Source organism: Microbacterium croceum, assembly GCF_023091245.1.
Taxonomy (GTDB): domain Bacteria; phylum Actinomycetota; class Actinomycetes; order Actinomycetales; family Microbacteriaceae; genus Microbacterium; species Microbacterium croceum.
In genome coordinates this window covers 1-17,487 of the sequence record NZ_JAHWXN010000002.1, presented here as the reverse complement: position 1 = coordinate 17,487, position 17,487 = coordinate 1, and the positions used below count along the sequence as shown (strand labels likewise).

Annotated in this window: 15 protein-coding genes and 1 riboswitch; of the genes, 12 read left to right on the top strand and 3 right to left on the bottom strand. The window is 69.5% G+C overall.

Annotated elements, in window-relative coordinates:
• The first annotated feature begins 21 nt into the window (after positions 1-21).
• Positions 22-115: riboswitch (TPP riboswitch) on the top strand.
• From thiM to argH, 8 genes are all read left to right on the top strand, one after another.
• Positions 106-954 (top strand): hydroxyethylthiazole kinase, encoded by an 849-nt coding sequence (gene thiM / locus KZC51_RS14100; RefSeq protein WP_247630673.1) that lies wholly within the window; start codon positions 106-108, stop codon positions 952-954. (Overlaps the previous riboswitch by 10 nt.)
• On the top strand, positions 951-3,101 hold the full coding sequence (locus tag KZC51_RS14095; protein WP_247630672.1) for a bifunctional hydroxymethylpyrimidine kinase/phosphomethylpyrimidine kinase: 2,151 nt from the start codon (positions 951-953) through the stop codon (positions 3,099-3,101). Before thiM ends, KZC51_RS14095 begins: the two co-directional genes overlap by 4 nt.
• A 213-nt stretch (positions 3,102-3,314) precedes the next feature.
• Positions 3,315-4,385 carry an N-acetyl-gamma-glutamyl-phosphate reductase gene (argC, locus tag KZC51_RS14090; protein ID WP_247630671.1) on the top strand — a complete coding sequence of 357 codons (1,071 nt, stop codon included), beginning with the start codon at positions 3,315-3,317 and terminating at the stop codon, positions 4,383-4,385.
• Between the two features lie 31 nt (positions 4,386-4,416).
• Positions 4,417-5,574 (top strand): bifunctional glutamate N-acetyltransferase/amino-acid acetyltransferase ArgJ, encoded by a 1,158-nt coding sequence (gene argJ / locus KZC51_RS14085; protein ID WP_247630670.1) that lies wholly within the window; start codon positions 4,417-4,419, stop codon positions 5,572-5,574.
• Entirely contained in the window at positions 5,571-6,470 is a 900-nt protein-coding gene (gene argB, locus KZC51_RS14080; protein WP_247630669.1) for an acetylglutamate kinase, read from the top strand. Before argJ ends, argB begins: the two co-directional genes overlap by 4 nt.
• A complete protein-coding gene (locus KZC51_RS14075; RefSeq protein WP_247630668.1) occupies positions 6,467-7,672 on the top strand; it encodes an acetylornithine transaminase in 1,206 nt (401 codons plus the stop codon). Before argB ends, KZC51_RS14075 begins: the two co-directional genes overlap by 4 nt.
• The gene (argF, locus tag KZC51_RS14070; RefSeq protein WP_247630667.1) at positions 7,669-8,598 is read left to right on the top strand and encodes an ornithine carbamoyltransferase; all 930 of its coding nucleotides are present in this window, start codon (positions 7,669-7,671) and stop codon (positions 8,596-8,598) included. The genes KZC51_RS14075 and argF overlap by 4 nt, the downstream gene beginning before the upstream one ends.
• Complete coding sequence (argH, locus tag KZC51_RS14065; protein ID WP_247630666.1) at positions 8,598-10,028, top strand: argininosuccinate lyase; 1,431 nt, start codon at positions 8,598-8,600, stop codon at positions 10,026-10,028. The genes argF and argH overlap by 1 nt, the downstream gene beginning before the upstream one ends.
• Before the next feature lie 194 nt (positions 10,029-10,222).
• On the opposite strand, the gene KZC51_RS14060 is transcribed toward argH, so the two are convergent.
• Both KZC51_RS14060 and KZC51_RS14055 read right to left on the bottom strand, forming a co-directional pair.
• Entirely contained in the window at positions 10,223-11,068 is an 846-nt protein-coding gene (locus tag KZC51_RS14060; RefSeq protein WP_247630665.1) for a DUF559 domain-containing protein, read from the bottom strand.
• 272 nt (positions 11,069-11,340) lie between these two features.
• On the bottom strand, positions 11,341-11,931 hold the full coding sequence (locus tag KZC51_RS14055) for a DUF1349 domain-containing protein (RefSeq protein WP_247630664.1): 591 nt from the start codon (positions 11,929-11,931) through the stop codon (positions 11,341-11,343).
• 60 nt (positions 11,932-11,991) lie between these two features.
• On the opposite strand from KZC51_RS14055, the gene KZC51_RS14050 reads away from it, so the two are divergent.
• The 4 genes from KZC51_RS14050 (at position 11,992) to KZC51_RS14035 (ending at position 15,622) form a co-directional block, all read left to right on the top strand.
• A complete protein-coding gene (locus KZC51_RS14050) occupies positions 11,992-12,636 on the top strand; it encodes a SatD family protein (RefSeq protein ID WP_247630663.1) in 645 nt (214 codons plus the stop codon).
• Positions 12,633-13,436 carry a hypothetical protein gene (locus tag KZC51_RS14045; RefSeq protein ID WP_247630662.1) on the top strand — a complete coding sequence of 268 codons (804 nt, stop codon included), beginning with the start codon at positions 12,633-12,635 and terminating at the stop codon, positions 13,434-13,436. Before KZC51_RS14050 ends, KZC51_RS14045 begins: the two co-directional genes overlap by 4 nt.
• A gap of 28 nt (positions 13,437-13,464) precedes the next feature.
• Entirely contained in the window at positions 13,465-14,766 is a 1,302-nt protein-coding gene (gene tyrS / locus KZC51_RS14040) for a tyrosine--tRNA ligase (RefSeq protein ID WP_247630661.1), read from the top strand.
• 61 nt (positions 14,767-14,827) lie between these two features.
• Positions 14,828-15,622, top strand: a complete 795-nt coding sequence (locus tag KZC51_RS14035) for a DUF4184 family protein (RefSeq protein WP_247630660.1) — start codon at positions 14,828-14,830, stop codon at positions 15,620-15,622.
• Here KZC51_RS14035 and KZC51_RS14030 read toward each other — a convergent pair.
• Positions 15,607-16,917 (bottom strand): CoA transferase, encoded by a 1,311-nt coding sequence (locus KZC51_RS14030; protein WP_247630659.1) that lies wholly within the window; start codon positions 16,915-16,917, stop codon positions 15,607-15,609. The two genes, KZC51_RS14035 and KZC51_RS14030, sit on opposite strands and share 16 nt — an antisense overlap.
• Between the last annotated feature and the right edge of the window lie 570 nt (positions 16,918-17,487).

Here is a 17,487-nt window from a genome sequence, read left to right as displayed (position 1 = left end):
TCCTCGCTTCGCTAGACTGCGATCAGTGACACGGGGTGCCGCGACCGCGGCTGAGAACAGACCCGTCGAACCTGATCTAGTTCGTACTAGCGAAGGGATGTCGCATTGAGCGATCGTCTGCGTCCATCGTCCGATTCCACCGTCGTGTCCGAGGCGGTGACCCTGCTCGAGCGCGTGCGAGCGACTCCGCCCCTGACGCACTGCATCACGAATGCGGTCGTCACCGGCTTCACCGCGAACGTGCTCCTCGCCACGGGGGCCGCTCCCGCGATGGTCGACATCGTGGGGGAGAGCGGCATGTTCGCCGGTATCGCCTCCGGCATGCTCGTCAATCTCGGCACGCCCACGCCGGAGCAGCGGGCCGCGAGTCGGGAGGCCGCCGAGGGGGCCTCGACCGCGGGTACTCCCTGGGTGCTCGATCCGGTCGCGATCGGCGCGCTGCCGGTGCGCACCGCTCTGGCGCAGGAACTCGTGGCGCTGCGTCCCACCGCCGTCCGCGGCAATGCCTCGGAGATCCTCGCGCTCGCCGGACTCAGCGGCGGCGGTCGTGGCGTGGATGCCACCGACAGCACGGATGACGCCGCTGAGGCGGCCGCCGCACTGGCCGACCGGTACGGCAGCGTGGTCGCCGTCTCCGGTCCGGTCGATCTGCTCACCGACGGGGAGCGCGTGATCCGCATCGCGAACGGCGATCCGCAGCTCACGCTCGTCACCGGTGGGGGCTGTGCGCTCGGCGCCGTGATGGCGGCCTTCCTCGGGGCCGCCCGCGCGACCGGGATCTCCGCGCTCGGCGCTGTCGCGGCCGCCACGCTCGTGTACACGATCGCGGCGGAGCGCGCTGCAGCGGCGTCCGGCGGCCCGGGCAGCTTCGCCGTCGCTCTGCTCGATGCCCTTGCCGGCCTGCAGCCGGAGCACCTGGTGGCCGCGGCCCGCATCGAGGAGAGCAGCCGATGAACGCGGACCTGTCGCTCTACCTTGTCACCGACGCCGCCTTGTGCGGCGAACGCGGTGTGATCGAGACCGTCCGCCAGGCGGTCGACGGGGGCGTGCGCATCGTGCAGCTCCGCGAGAAGCATGCGTCGGACCGTGAGGTCGTGGAGCAGCTGCTCGCGCTCTCAGCCGCGATCGACGGTCGCGCGCTGCTCGTGGTGAACGACCGCCTCGACGCGGCGGTGGCGGCGCGGGCTCAGGGAGGCAGAGTCGACGGCGTGCACCTCGGGCAGGGTGATGCCTCGGTGCTGCGGGCGCGCCAGGAGCTGGGCCCCGATGCCCTGATCGGGCTCACGGCGAACGCCCCGGAGCACCTCGACGCGGTCCGCGCGCTCCCGGTCGGCACGATCGACTATCTCGGCGTCGGAGTCATCCGTCCGACGCTCACCAAACCGGACCACCCGCCGGCCCTCGGCATCCAGGGGTTCCGGGAGTTCGCGGAGGCCAGCCCCCTGCCCTGCGTCGCGATCGGCGGCGTCGGGATCGATGACATCGAACCGCTGCGTGCGGCGGGGGCGGTCGGGATCGCGGTCGTGTCGGCGCTGTGCGCGGCCGAGGCTCCGGCTGCCGCGGCGAGGGAGTTCCGTCGGCGCTGGCAGGCGGCCTCGGTGCCCCGCGTGCTCACGATCGCCGGCAGCGATCCCTCCGGCGGCGCCGGCATCCAGGCCGATCTCAAGTCCATCGCCGCGAACGGCGGATACGGCATGGCGGCGATCGCGGCTCTGACTGCGCAGAACACCAGGGGAGTGCGCGCGATCCACGTGCCACCGTCCGACTTCCTGCAGCAGCAGCTCGACGCCTTGTCGGATGACATCGCGATCGACGCGGTCAAGATCGGCATGCTCGCCGATGCCGACGTCGTGCGCACCGTGACCGCGTGGCTGGACGTGGTCCGTCCCCCGATCGTCGTTGTCGATCCGGTCATGGTCGCCACCAGCGGGGATCGGCTCCTGGACACCGCGGCGGAATCGGCGCTGCGGGAGCTTCTCGTACGTGCCCACGTGATCACGCCGAACCTCGCCGAACTCGCGGTGCTCGTGGGGCGGGAGATCGTCGACTGGGCGGATGCGCTCGCCGCCGCCGATGCGTTCTCCGCGCAGATCGGGGCGGCGGTGCTCGTCAAGGGCGGACACCTCGACGCCGAGGAGGCGCCGGATGCCCTCATCGACGCGGCAGCAGGCGTCCGGCAGCATTTCGCCGGTGCGCGCATCGACACCATGAACACGCACGGCACCGGATGCTCGCTGTCCTCCGCGATCGCCACCCTGCTCGCGCGGGGACTGGATTCCGTTGCGGCCGTCGCGCACGCACGCTCCTGGTTGCGGGAGTCGCTCCGTGAGAGCAGCGCGCTCGCGGTGGGTGGGGGACACGGACCCGTCCACCACTTCGCAGGACTGTGGAACCGCGGAGGACTCACGACCCGCCCGGCGGCTGCGGACGTGGCCGCCGAGTGGTGGGACGGCATCGCGGGGATCAGGGCCGAGATCGACGCGCTGCCGTTCATCCGCGCGCTCGCCGACGGCACACTGCAACGGGAGCCGTTCGTCTTCTACCTCTCCCAGGATGCGCTCTACCTGCGCGAGTACGCCCGCGTGCTGGCGGAGGCCGCTCGACTGGCCCCGAGCTCGGCGGAGCAGGCGTTCTGGGCGCAGTCCGCTCAGGGCTCGATCGTCGGGGAGCTGGAGCTGCACGCCTCCTGGCTCACTGCCGCGCAGGGAGTCTCCGCGGCGACCTTCGCCGCGGAGCCGGCGCCGGCCACGGTGGCGTACCTCAACCATCTGCGCGCCACCGCGTTCGACGGCCGGTACCCCGAGCTGATCGCCGCCATCCTGCCCTGCTTCTGGCTCTACACCGACCTCGGCGAGCGGCTGCACGCCGGGGCGTTCGGCAGCCGCCCGCAGGACCCGCACCATCCCTACGCCTCGTGGCTCGCGACCTACGCCGACCCTGCGTTCGCGGAGGCGACAGCGCAGGCGGTCGCCTACGTCACGGACGCCGCCGCGAGGGCCGACGACGCGACCCGCGCCCGCATGCAGCGCGCGTTCGACCTGTCCAGCGCACACGAGCGGGACTTCTTCGCAGCGCCGGGGAGCGCGCGCGACGCCACATGACGGGCCAGATTTGCGGATGCGGCGGAAGGCGCGCTATCGTCGCGGCATGCCTTCGGCCGCATCCGCTTCTCTGACGCTCGTTCCGAGCGTTATCGTGGTGCGCCGACGCCGGGGCGACCGCCGACTTTAGGCGACCCTGCGCTCCCGCCTGCCGGCGGTCGAGTGTCGGTGTCGCCGCCTCGGCCACCTCACCCCGACCGTTAAGGTAGAAGCATGACGTATTCCGTCGCCGTCTCCGGCGCATCCGGCTACGCAGGCGGCGAGATTCTGCGCCTCCTCGCCAGTCATCCCGACATCCAGATCCGCACCGTCACCGCGCATTCGAACGCGGGGCAGCCGCTGATCCAGCATCAGCCGCACCTGCGCTCGCTCGCGGATCTGACCCTGCAGGACACCACTCCCGAGATCCTCGCCGGGCACGACATCGTGTTCCTCGCGCTGCCGCACGGGCAGTCGGGGCAGTACACCGACGCGCTCGGCGACACCCCGCTCGTGATCGATGCGGGGGCCGACCACCGGCTGACCTCCCAGAGTGCCTGGGACGCGTTCTACGGCGGAGCCTTCCACGAACCGTGGACCTACGGGGTGCCCGAGCTTCCCGTGGGCGGAGCGAAGCAGCGCGACGCCCTTCGCGGTGCGACCAGGATCGCGGCTCCCGGCTGTAACGCGTCCACGGTCAGCCTGAGCCTGGCGCCCGGCGTCGCGTCCGGTGTGATCGATCCGGGTGACATCGTGTCGGTGCTCGCTGTCGGCCCCTCGGGGGCGGGCAAGAGCCTGAAGTCGAACCTGCTCGCCAGCGAGATCCTCGGCACCGCCAACCCGTATGCGGTCGGCGGTACGCATCGGCACATCCCGGAGATCCGGCAGGCGCTCGCCGCCGCTTTCCCTTCGACGGGCTCTGGGGCCGAGTCGGAGGACGGCATCCGCATCTCCTTCACCCCCGTGCTCGTGCCGATGTCGCGCGGCATCCTCGCCACCTCCACCGCCCCGATCGTCGACGGCGTCACCGACGCCCAGATCCGTGAGGCGTGGGAGAGCGCATACGACGGCGAGACCTTCGTGCACCTGCTCCCCGAAGGCAGCTTCCCGCGCACCGCCGACGTGCTCGGGGCGAACACGGCGCTGATCGGTCTCGCGATCGACCGCGCCGCCAACCGCGTCACCGTCGTCACGGCGGTCGACAACCTCGTCAAGGGCACCGCCGGCGCCGCCATCCAGTCCATGAACATCGCGCTCGGGCTTCCCGAGGACCGCGCCCTCTCAATCAACGGAGTCGCACCATGACCATCGAGGCACTCATCACCGAGGTGTCGCTGTGAGCGTCACCGCCCCGGCCGGGTTCGAAGCAGCCGGAGTCGTCGCAGGACTCAAGTCGACGGGCAAGCCCGACGTCGCCGTCGTCGTCAACCGCGGACCGCGCAAGGTCGGCGCCGCGGTGTTCACGAGCAACCGCGCCAAGGCCAACCCGATCATCTGGTCGCAGCAGGCCGTGGCCGACCGGATCGTCGAGGCCGTGGTGCTCAACTCCGGTGGGGCGAACTGCTTCACCGGGAGCTTCGGCTTCCAGACCACGCACCAGACGGCCGAGAAGGCGGCAGAGCTTCTGGGTATCAGTGCCGGAGACGTGCTGGTGTGCTCGACCGGCCTCATCGGCGTCGGTGACGGCGAGTTCCGTGCCAAGGTGCTCGATGGCACGGCGCAGGCGATCGCCGCACTCAGCACCGACGGGGGAGACCTCGCGGCGCAGGCGATCATGACCACCGACAGCGTCGCCAAGACCGCAGTCGTCAGCCGCGACGGCTGGAGCATCGGCGGCATGGCGAAGGGCGCGGGGATGCTCGCGCCGGGGCTCGCGACCATGCTCGTCGTGATCACGACCGACGCCGACCTCGAGGCGCTCGAGGCGGATGCCGCCCTGCGCGCCGCGACCGGACGCACGTTCGATCGTCTCGACTCCGATGGCTGCATGTCGACCAACGACCAGGTCACCCTGCTGGCGAACGGCGCGAGCGGCGTGAAGCCCGATCTCGAGGAGTTCACCGCTGCGCTGATCGAGCTCTCGCAGGAGCTCGCGGTCAAGCTGCAGGGAGATGCAGAGGGGGCGAGTCACGACATCACGATCGAGGTCATCGGCGCTGTGTCGGAGCAGGATGCCGTGGAGGTCGGTCGCTCGGTCGCCCGCAACAACCTCTTCAAGGCCGCGATCTTCGGCAACGATCCGAACTGGGGCCGCGTGCTTGCGGCCATCGGCACCACGGGAGCGCAGTTCGATCCCTACGACGTCGACGTGTCGATGAACGGCGTGCGCGTGTGCACCGCCGGAGGTCCGGACCGTCCACGCGAGGAGGTCGACCTCACGCCGCGCGCCACGCACCTGCTGATCGACCTGCGCGTCGGCGAGGCCACCGCGACGATCCTCACGAACGACCTCACGCACGACTACGTGCACGAGAACAGCGCGTACGCCTCATGACGGACATCCAGGACACGCCTGCCGAGGTCGCGGCCCAGAAGGCCACGACCCTCATCGAGTCGCTGCCGTGGCTGAAGAAGTTCCGCGATCAGATCGTGGTCGTCAAGTACGGCGGCAACGCCATGGTCTCGGAAGAGCTGCAGGACGCGTTCGCGCAGGACATCGCCTACCTCCGCTACGTCGGAGTGCAGCCGGTGGTCGTGCACGGCGGAGGCCCGCAGATCTCCGACATGCTGCAGCGGCTCGACATCCCCAGCGAGTTCAAGGGCGGCTACCGGGTCACCAACACCGAGGCGATCAGCGTGGTGCGCATGGTGCTCACCGGTCAGGTCAACCCGCAGCTGGTCACCAAGATCAACTCCCACGGGCCCATCGCCACGGGACTCAGCGGTGAGGACGCAGGTCTGTTCGGCGGCCGTCGCCGCGGCGTCATGATCGACGGAGAAGAGATCGACCTCGGCCGCGTCGGCGACGTGGTGGAGGTGGACCCCACTCCGGTGCTCGACCACCTGGCGGCCGGCCGAATTCCCGTGGTCTCCAGCATCGCGCCGGACCTCGACCATCCAGGACACTCGCTGAACGTCAACGCGGATGCCGCAGCGTCAGCGCTCGCGGTGGCGCTGAACGCCCGCAAGCTCGTGATCCTCACGGATGTGCCGGGGCTCTACGCGGACTGGCCCCATCGGGACTCGCTCGTGTCGCACCTCACCTCCACGGCTCTCACCGAGATGCTGCCGAGCCTCGAGTCGGGCATGATCCCGAAGATGCGCGCGTGCCTCGAAGCCGTCGAGAACGGCGTGGACGCCGCTGCGATCATCGACGGGCGGGTGCCGCACTCTGTGCTCGTCGAACTCTTCACCAACAAGGGAATCGGAACGGAAGTGGTGGCAGGATGACCATCTGGCAGGACGACGCAGACCGCGATCTGGTGCTCAACGCGGGGCCGCGCCTCGCGTTGCTCACCCGCGGTGAGGGCTCCTACCTCTGGGACTCGGACGGGCGACGCCACCTCGACTTCCTCGCCGGCATCGCGGTCACCTCGCTCGGCCACGCGCACCCCGTGTTCGTGGAGGCCGTGTCGCGGCAGGCGGCGACGCTCGCGCACGTCTCGAACTATTTCGCGACGCCCTCGCAGCTCGCCCTCGCCGCGCGCCTCAAGCGCCTCGCGGGCGCCGGCATCGACGGACGCGTGTTCTTCTCGAACTCCGGCGCCGAGGCCAATGAGGCCGCATTCAAGCTGGCGCGCCTGCACGGTGGCGCGGAACGCCCCCGGATCATCGCGCTGCAGAACGGCTTCCACGGTCGCACCATGGGATCCCTCGCCCTCACGGCGAAGGAGTCGATGCGCGCGCCGTTCGAGCCGATGCCCGGTGGCGTCGAGCACATCCCGGCGACGGTCGAGGCGCTCGAAGCCGCGATGGACGACCGCGTGGCTGCCGTGATCGTCGAGCCCATCCAGGGCGAGGCCGGCGTCGTCGAGCTGCCGGAGGGCTACCTCGCGGCCGCTCGGTCGTTGACGCTGAAGCACGGCGCGCTGCTGATCGTGGATGAGATCCAGACCGGAGCCGGTCGCACCGGCGCCTGGTTCGGCTTCAGCCACGAGGGCATCACCCCCGACGCGATCACCCTCGCCAAGGGCATCGGCGGCGGCTTCCCGATCGGCGCGCTCGTGACCTACGGATCGGCGAGTGCGCTGTTCACGCCGGGATCTCACGGCTCGACCTTCGGCGGCAACCCGTTGGCGACCGCCGTCGCCGATGCGGTCCTCGCCGAGATCGAGGATGCGGGTCTGGTCGAGAACGCCGCGACGCGCGGCGTCGAGCTGCGCGACATCATCCTCGGCATCGACTCTCCGCTGATCACCGCGGTGCGCGGTCGCGGTCTGCTGATCGGCGTGGCGCTGTCGGAGCCGGTCGCCGGTGCCGTGGTCGCCGCGGCGCAGGAGCGTGGTCTGATCGTGAACGCCGCGAACCCCGAGACTGTGCGCATCGCGCCCGCACTCACCATCGGCGACGCCGAGCTGAGCGAGTTCCGTGAGCTGTTCACGGCCGTGCTCGCCGACGTCCAGGCATCCCTCCCCGGAAAGGTTTCCGCATGACCCGTCATCTGCTGCGCGACGACGACCTGACTCCCGCTGAGCAGGCGGAGATCCTCGAGCTCGCCCTGGAGCTGAAGAAGGACCGGTGGGCGGACAAGAGCCTTGCCGGCCCCCAGACCGTCGCGGTCATCTTCGACAAGTCCTCCACCCGCACCCGCGTGTCGTTCGCGGTCGGCATCGCCGATCTGGGCGGCTCGCCGCTGATCATCTCGACGGCGAACAGTCAGCTCGGCGGCAAGGAGACCCCCTCCGACACCGCGCGTGTGCTGGAGCGCCAGGTCGCGGCGATCGTCTGGCGCACCTACGCGCAGTCCGGGCTGGAGGAGATGGCCCGCGGCACCCGGGTGCCGGTCGTCAACGCCCTGTCCGACGACTTCCACCCATGCCAGCTGCTCGCCGATCTGCTCACGATCCGCGAGCACAAGGGCGACCTCAAGGGCCTGACGCTCACGTTCTTCGGCGACGGTCAGAGCAACATGGCACACTCCTATGCTCTCGCCGGAGTCACCGCCGGTATGCACGTGCGCATCGCCTCGCCGGACGACTACGCCCCTCGCGCCGACGTGATCGCGGACGCCGACCGCCGCGCCGCCGAGACCGGCGGTTCGATCACGCTCTTCACCGACCCGGTCGAGGCAGCGGCCGGTGCCGACGTCATCGTCACCGACACGTGGGTGTCTATGGGCAAGGAAGAGGAGAAGCTCGCGCGGATCCGCGACCTCGGCACCTACAAGGTGACGCCGGAGACCATGGCGCTGGCCGACTCCGAGGCCATCTTCATCCACTGCCTCCCCGCCGACCGCGGGTACGAGGTGGACTCCAGCGTGATCGACGGTCCGCAGAGTGTGGTCTGGGACGAGGCGGAGAACCGCCTGCACGCCCAGAAGGCGCTGCTGGTCTGGCTGCTCGGCAAGAAGGACGACTGATGACCGACGCCACGCACGAAGGAACCAACGAGGGCGCGCTCTGGGGTGCCCGGTTCGCGACCGGACCGTCCCCGGAGCTGGTGGAGCTCAGCCGCTCCACCCACTTCGACTGGATCCTCGCCCCCTACGACATCGCCGGCTCTCACGCCCATGCGACGGCACTGGCCGCCGCCGGGTACCTGGAGCCCGATGAGGCGCAGCGCATGCACGAGGGACTGGACGCCGTGGCCCGCAAGGTCGCCGACGGCACCCTGCTGCCTGCGCCGACCGATGAGGACGTGCACGGCGCACTGGAGCAGGCGCTGATCGTCGAGCTGGGACCGGAGCTGGGCGGACGTTTGCGCGCCGGCCGCAGCCGCAACGACCAGATCGCCACGCTCGTGCGCATGTACCTGATCGACCACGCGCGGGTGATCGCCCGCGACATCCTTCGGGTGATCGACGCTCTCGTCGCACAGGCCGAAGCGCACCCGGCCGCGATCTTGCCCGGTCGCACACACCTGCAGCATGCGCAGCCGGTGCTGCTCGCCCACCACCTGCAGGCGCACGGCTGGCCACTGGTGCGTGAACTCGAACGCCTCGTCGACTGGCGTCGTCGCGCCGGCGTCTCGCCGTACGGCGGGGGAGCGCTGGCCGGTTCGACGCTGGGCCTCGATCCGGCCCTCGTGGCGACGCAGCTGGGCCTCGACCGTCCGGCCGAGAACTCGCTCGACGGCACGTCGGCACGTGACGTGGTGGCGGAGTTCGCGTTCATCACCGCGATGACCGGCATCGACCTGTCGCGTCTGTCGGAGGAGATCATCCTCTGGAACACGCGGGAGTTCGGGTTCGTCACCCTCGACGACGGCTACTCGACCGGGTCGAGCATCATGCCGCAGAAGAAGAACCCCGACATCGCCGAGCTCGCGCGCGGCAAGTCCGGCCGCCTCATCGGCAACCTGTCCGGGCTGCTGGCTACGCTCAAGGGATTGCCGCTCGCGTACAACCGCGACCTGCAGGAAGACAAGGAGCCGGTCTTCGATTCGGTGCAGACGCTCGAGGTCGTGCTGCCCGCATTCGCCGGCATGATCGCGACGCTGCGCTTCGACACCGCACGCATGGCCGAGCTCGCCCCGCAGGGCTTCTCGCTCGCGACGGATGTCGCGGAGTGGCTCGTGAAGCAGCGGGTCCCCTTCCGCGACGCGCACGAGATCTCCGGCGCGCTCGTTCGAGCCTGCGAGGAGCGCGGGATCGGGCTAGAGGATGCCTCCGACGAACTGCTGCTCTCGGTGTCGCCGCACCTGGTGCCCGCGGTGCGCGAGGTGTTGACCATCGAGGGATCCGTCGCCTCGCGCACGGGTGCCGGCGGAACCGCTCCGGTGCGGGTGGCGGAGCAGCGTGCCGAGCTCGTGGCACGCGCCCAGGCCGCGGCGCACGCCCTCGGACTGTAGATCGCGTCGGTCCACGACCCGGTCGGTGGTTCACGGCTGACGGATCACGGAGAAATGGACGATTCGACGAAGGATCTCCGCGAAACTCTCCGTGATCTGTCATCCGTTCCGGGATCTGTCATCCGCTCCGCGATCCGTCATCCGTTCCGTGATCTGTCATCCGTTCCGTGATCTGTCATCCGTTCCGGGATCTGTCATGCCCGGGCGGCGGCCGGGCGAACGCGTCGCATCGCGCCGAGGATGGCTGCCTGCACGGTGGGCCAGTCGTGGACGATCTGCGCGTAGTCGAATCGCAGGGTCTCGTAGCCGAGTCGGGATGCGGCCGTGTCCCGAACCCGGTCGCGGTGGCGTTTGTCGGATGAGCCATGGTTCTCCTCGCCGTCCGCTTCGAGGATGATCCTGCCAGCGATGACGAAATCGACTCTCCCCACCCCGACGATCGTCACCTGACAACCGATTCGGATGCCGAGCAGGTGGAGTCGCAGCCGGAGGAGCGATTCGAGACCGCTGTCAGCGTCGGGGCGAGCAAGATCGACCAGCCATCGCGCGACTCGCGGCAGTGCTGCGCGTATCCGATCTCGCGCGGCACGAGAGAGCTTTCCGATGCGCCAAGCCGATTCATACGCGGCGAAGAACGCCTCGTCGCCGGCGCACCGTCGCAGATGCAGCAGCGCACGCTCGATGCTCGCCGCGCCTGGGACCGGCGTCCCGCCGTAGTAGTGCGATATGCAGCGACAGTGCGGGTGCGCGAGAGCGTGCTGACTCGGGCCGAGCCAGACGTGCGGCCCGGTCTCGTCGGGAAGCACCCAGATCCCGTGCGACCGCAGCACGCTCACGCAACTGAGCGCACCGCCGTGGGCGATCGCGCTGCGGATGTCATCGGCAAGCGAGGGTATCGCGAAGACGCCCGGTCGCACACGCTGGATCGTGCCTCGCTTCACCTGGTCAGCGAGGTGCTGCCGGGTGAAGCCGAGCGTCTGGAGGTGCGTCCCTCGGGCGATGCCCCCGAGGTCGCGGATGGTGTCGTGGGCGGAGAGCATGAGCTCCACCCTGCTGCGATCGCGGGGGACCGTCGACGCCCAGATCCGCGTTCGGGGGATAGGTCCTTCGTGCGCCGCGGTGTGGAGGACGGGCGGCTCTGACTGATGCCGGAGGTTCTGACGGATCACGGAGGTCCTGACGGATCACGGAGGTCCTGACGGATCACGGAGCAAATGTCGGCACATCGTCCGTGATCCGTCATCGTCTCCGTGATCCGTCGGGCCTGTGCGGGGTTCCCGTGACGGAGATCCGTCGGGCGAACCGGCCGCGCTCAGTGCAGGTCGACGTCGGCGGCCGACCGCTCCCACCGGATGAAGCGCACGGTGAGATCCCCGCGCATCGGTGCCGCGAGGAACGGTCCGGCTGCGGCATCCGACTCTCCGGAGAACGGTGCCACGCGCACCAGGCGCCAGGGGCCGTCGTCTGCCTTGGCGCGGATGATCAGGGCATCGGCCCAGCGGCTGACGCGCACCGTGATCTCGCTCTCGAGCCAGTCGTCGACGTAGCCGACCGACCAGTCCGAGCGGATGTCGGTGACCACGGCGCCGAGCCCGAGGTGACCGTCGGCGAACTCGACTCCGGTCTTGACCCAGTGCTCGTCGTCGATGCGGATGAAGATGCCGGCCTGGTCGAACTGACCGTCCCAGGACGCTCGGAACGAGACCTCGATCGCCTCGCCCACCGCGAGCGGGGTGAGCAGGGCGTGTTCGGTGTTGTGCACGAAGCCGTAGGCGGTGTGCCGCCAGGCGTCGCTGCCTTCGACGGCGGTGACGTCGAGATGCGCGTCCGCGGTTTCGGCGGTGTGCTGCGGGGCGTGGGTCCACGCCCCCTCGGACCAAGGGATGATGTGCGATTCAGGCATGATCACAGACTATAACCAAATAACGCATTAATCCAGAAGTAGTCGTGATACGGTTATGTCATGGTCATCGCCGTGATCGCCGATATCGTGGGCTCTCGCAAGCTCGACGACCGCGCCGCCGCACAGCGGGTGCTGGATGACACGATCACCCGCGTCGAGCGCGACACTCCTCTGGCTTCGCAACCGCTGACCCCGACGGTGGGGGATGAGCAGCAGGGCGTGTATGCGAACCTCGAGGATGCCATGGCCGGGCTCCTCATGATCCAGCTCGCGCTGCCGGACGGCATCGCCTTCCGGTTCGGGATCGGCGTCGGCGCCATCCGCGCGGTCGATTCCGCCCATGGAGTGCTGACCGACGGGCCGGGCTGGTGGGCGGCACGCGAGGCGATCGAGACCGTGCACGCGCGCGAGCCCCGCGCTGTTCCACGCACGCGCTCGTGGATTGTCGGAGCCCCCGGTCAGGATGAGGTCATGAGCAGCACGATCGGAGCATCCAACGCCTATCTCCTCGTGCGCGACGAGCTGGTCGGCTCGATGAACGAGCGCGAGCGGCGCCTCACCTACGGTCGCCTGATCGGAGCCTCTCAGCGCGAGCTCGCCGAGCAGGAGGGCATCACGCAGCCGAGTGTCTCGAAGTCCCTGCGCAGCGCGGGTGCAGCGGCGCTGATCGAGGGGCTGGCCGTATTGCGGGGGGAGAGGCCATGATCATCGCAGGGTTCATGCTGCTCGCGATCGGCGCTGCCGACCTGGTGCGTCAGTTCGCGCCGCGCCGGTGGATCGGCTACCTCGCGAGCACCGTGGTGCTTCTGCTGCTCGGCAGCGTGAGCGACGCGCTGCTCCCGATGATCGCGGCGCTGGTCGCCGGTGCGGCCTGGGTGTGGTGCATGCCGGATGGCCGCCCATCGCCGGCGGGATTCTGGCCGGCCGTGCTGCTGGCCCTCGTGATCGTCGGCGCGGTGATCTGGACGGGCGAGCGGGCGGGTGCCGGACTGATCGGACAGATCTGGCGCCTGCGCTCTCCGTTCGGCGAGGTCTCATTCGACCTGGCGATGCTGGTCCTCGGTCTCGCCGTCTTCCTGCTCGAGTCGGCCAACCTCGTGGTGCGTGCCGCGCTCGACGGCGAGCACACCTGGCGTCCGGTCGACCCAGCACGCCATACCGCCGCACCAGCCGCCGCCGTCGACCCGGCCGCAACAGATGCCGAAACACCGGCGCCGGTCGCGCCCACCGCGGAACCGACGACCGCTGTCGATCCGCGTGCGGGCTTCAAGGGCGGACGCCTGATCGGGCCGCTCGAGCGGATGCTCGTTCTCATCCTCACGCTCGCCGCCGCCTACCCGATCCTCGCGGCGATGCTGGCGGCGAAGGGCATCGTCCGGTTCCCGGAGATCTCGCGCGACGGCGAGACGGGTGCGCGCGCCGAGTACTTCCTCGTCGGCAGCCTCGTCAGCTGGGTGATCGCGCTCGGCGCGGCCTTCCTCGTCTGGTGGTCGGCGCACAGCTGAGGCGTCGCGCGCTGATAGCCTGGAGCGCGTGTCTGAAACCCCTTTGACGACCGCTGTACCGGCGATCGACCCGACGTTCGAGAACGTGTGGGACGAACTGCTGTGGCGCGGACTCGTCCACGTGTCCACCGACCAGGAGGCGCTGCGCGCCCTGCTCGCGGGAGACCCCATCACGTATTACTGCGGGTTCGATCCGACGGCGCCGAGCCTGCACCTGGGAAACCTCGTCCAGTTGCTGACGCTGCGTCGCATCCAGCTCGCCGGGCACAAGCCGCTCGGCCTGGTCGGCGGCTCGACCGGTCTCATCGGAGATCCGCGTCCGACCGCAGAGCGCACGCTCAACACGCGCGAGACCGTCGAGGAGTGGGTCGGCCGCCTGCGCGCGCAGGTCGAGCGCTACCTGAGCTTCGAGGGCGACAACGCGGCGCGCATCGTGAACAACCTCGACTGGACCGCGCCGATGTCGGCGATCGACTTCCTGCGGGAGATCGGCAAGCACTACCGCGTCGGCACGATGCTGAAGAAGGATGCGGTCGCTGCGCGTCTGAACTCCGACGAGGGCATCAGCTACACCGAGTTCAGCTACCAGATCCTGCAGGGCATGGACTTCCTCGAGCTGTACCGCCAGTACGACTGCGTGCTCCAGACCGGTGGATCCGATCAGTGGGGCAACCTGACCAGCGGCACTGACCTCATCCGTCGGGCCGAGGGCGTCTCGGCGCACGCGATCGGCACACCGCTGATCACGAACAGCGACGGCACGAAGTTCGGCAAGAGCGAGGGCAACGCGATCTGGCTCGACGCCGAGATGTGCAGCCCGTACCGCATGTACCAGTTCTGGCTCAGCACGACGGATGCCGACGTGATCGACCGGCTCAAGGTCTTCACCTTCCTCAGCCGTGCCGAGATCGAGCAGTACGCGGCGCTGGTCGAGTCCGAGCCGTTCCGGCGCGCAGCGCAGAAGCGTCTCGCGCTCGAGGTGTGCGTCACCGTTCACGGTGCCGAAGCCACGGCTGCCGTGATCGCCGCTTCCGAGGCGCTGTTCGGCCAGGGTGACCTGACCGCGCTCGACGCCGCGACGCTGCGCACGGCGCTGGAGGAGCTGCCGAACGCCACCGTCGCCGCGGGGACCCCCGTCGTCGAAGCGCTGGTGGCGACCACCCTCGTGTCGAGCCTCTCGGAGGCGCGACGCGCGATCTCGCAGGGCGGCGTCTCGCTCGACGGCGTGCGCGTCGAGGACGAAGCCGCCACCGTGCAGGGGAGCCTGCCCGGCGGAGTCTCGGTGCTGCGGCGTGGCAAGAAGACCCTGGCCGGCGTCTTCCTCGCCTGACGCTCGATTTCCGTGTAGCTGTTCCCGAGCGCTGCGGCGCGACGACCCCTGAGGAGAGCGGATGCCGTTCACCCCGAGTCATGCGATCGTCGCGTTGCCGTTCATCCGCACACCTCTGGTACCAGCCGCGATCGCCATCGGCGCGATGACGCCGGACCTGCCGCTGTTCCTTCGGGGTGTGGGCCTGAACTACACGTTCACCCACACTCCGGGGAACGTCGTGTGGACGGCGCTGCTGGCGTTCGTGCTCTTCCTGGTCTGGCGCGTGGTGCTGCGCCCGGCGGTTCCGGAGCTCACGCCGCTCTGGATGGCCCGTCGTCTTCCCGCGGACTGGAGCGACTCCGGCCTGGTGGCGGCGGGGCGTGCGGTCGGCATCGGGCAGACACGCGTGTATCCGCTGCTGCTCGCGGTATCGCTGGTCCTCGGGGTGCTCTCGCACATCCTGTGGGATCTCTTCACGCATGAGGGACGCTGGGGTGTGGAGATCTTCCCCGCCCTGGACCAGATGTGGGGTCCCCTGCTCGGGTACAAGTGGCTGCAGTACGGCTCCAGCGTGCTGGGCCTCGCAGGCATCGGCCTCTGGGCGGTGCTCCGGTTGCGGCACAGTGCCGCGCGCGTCGACGCCGCGCAGCGCGTGCCGGGCGCGGTCCGCGTCGCATGGTGGGTGTCGCTTCCGGCCATCCTCGTCGCCGCCTGGTTCATCGGTCTCGCCGTCTACGGCCCGCTCACCGATGCGTTCACCCTGCAGCACCTCGCGTACCGAGTGCTCCCGCCGGCCTGTGCGCTGTGGGGAGCGATCACGCTGGTGCTGTGCGTGATCCTGTCGCTGTCATCGAGGCCTCACCAGCGGGGCTGATCCTGACCCCACGGGCGCGGTGCGGCGAAGTCGAACCCGGGGATCGCGGGGGCGGACGTGACCACCGCGCGGTCGGCCACCTCGAAGTGGGAGGTGTGGAGTGCCGGATCGTCCATGATCGCCTCGGCGGGTTCCGATCGACGCGGCATCCCGAGCAGCTCGGCGGCCACCCGTCGCAGCGAAGTCTGCACGCGCCACGATCCGCCCTCTGCAGCGCGGCGTCGGAGCAGCGTGATCACGGCCGCCGCCAGCAGATAGCCGGCGCTGTGATCCAGTGCCTGCGCGGGAAGTGCGCCGGGGTTGTGACCGTCGGGTGATTCGATCCACGCGATGCCGGACTCCGCCTGCACCAGGCTGTCGAATCCTGCGCGTCGGGGATGCTCGGTACCCCAGGCGCTCAGCCGCGCGACCACCAGGCCGGGATGCCTCTCGATGAGATCGCTCGGCGCGAGGCCGAGCCGGTCGAGCGCATCCGGTCGGTACCCGAGCACCACGACATCCGCAGTCGCGAGAAGTTCGTGCATCTGCGTCGAGCGCGCGTCCAGGAGTGCCGTGCGCTTGCCATGCCCGGTGTCGAGATGCTGCCAGCCCGGCTCGGAAAGATGTGGAGGGTCGATGCGCAGCACGTCGGCCCCCAGCAGAGCCAGGGTACGCGTGCACACCGGTCCGGCGATGACGCGGGTGAGATCGAGTACGCGGATGCCGTCGAGAGGGGGATCCTGCGACAGGGATGTGCGTCGCCGCGGAGGAGCCGCAGGAGTCTCGACTCTTCGCACGTCGAGGAGCGGCCGGGATCGGAGGACCGCATCGAGGGCGGGGTCCTCCGTCCCGACGGGGACGGCGAGGCCACCTGCAGCCGTGATCGCGGCGACGGCATCCGAAGACGTGCGAACCGCGAGCGCGTCACGGACCTGATCAGCGTCGGCGGTCTCTGGCATTCCCAGACCGGAGCGTAGCCCGGCCGCGTGGTGCGGGTAGTTGCCATGCGTGCGCACCCAACCGTCGAGAGTGCGCCAGAACCCGGAGAAGGGCGACCACACCGGGGGAGCGGTGCCGTCGATCGTGAGTACGCGGTCGCTCCGGTAGGCGGCGGCGATGCGATGCGGGTCGAGAGCCGCGACATCGAGGTGTGCGGCACAGGTCGCTGCCGCCACGCTCGCCCAGGCGAGGTCGCCGGCGGAGAGCCGGGAAGGCAGTGGGACCGAAACCGGGGAGGGGCGTACGTCCTCGATCAGGCGCCGGTCTGCGCCGAGCTCGTTCCACACGCGCGTGAGAAGCCGGTGACCGCCGTTCACCGAAGGCTCCTCTCACGGAGACGCGCGAACGCGTGCCCGCTCAGGTGCCGCACCCGATGGACGGGAACGGTGGTCGAGTGGAGGCGCTGGCCGGGGAGCGGGAGCATGGCGTGATCGTACTCCTGGCGGCGTTCTGGAGGAAAAACGGCGCTGATCCGGGGAAACCGGCGCGGGCACCACTCACGACACGCCCGGGGGGTGCGCCCCGATTTGCCAGAACCCCGGGATCCGCGTAACTTATTACTTGTTCGCCCCACAGGGAAGCGGAGAGGCCGAGAGCCTCACCCCCCTCAAGCGGCAGAAACACTCCCTATTCAAATCCTCTCTTGAGAGGTGCGGACGCTTGCGTCTAGAATGGGAGGTCCACCCCTTCTGCGGTCGTTCTGACTGCGCTTCGGATCTTCAGATCCGGACAGCGCGTCGATTTGACATGCGGGGCCGGGTGGGTAAGATAGAGAAGTTGCCCTTCGGGCCTGGTTGTGATGACTGGGTCGTGGGAGCATCCGATCCTTGAGAACTCAACAGCGTGCACTTGTCAAATGCCAAATTATCCTCGTCTAGCTTCGGCTG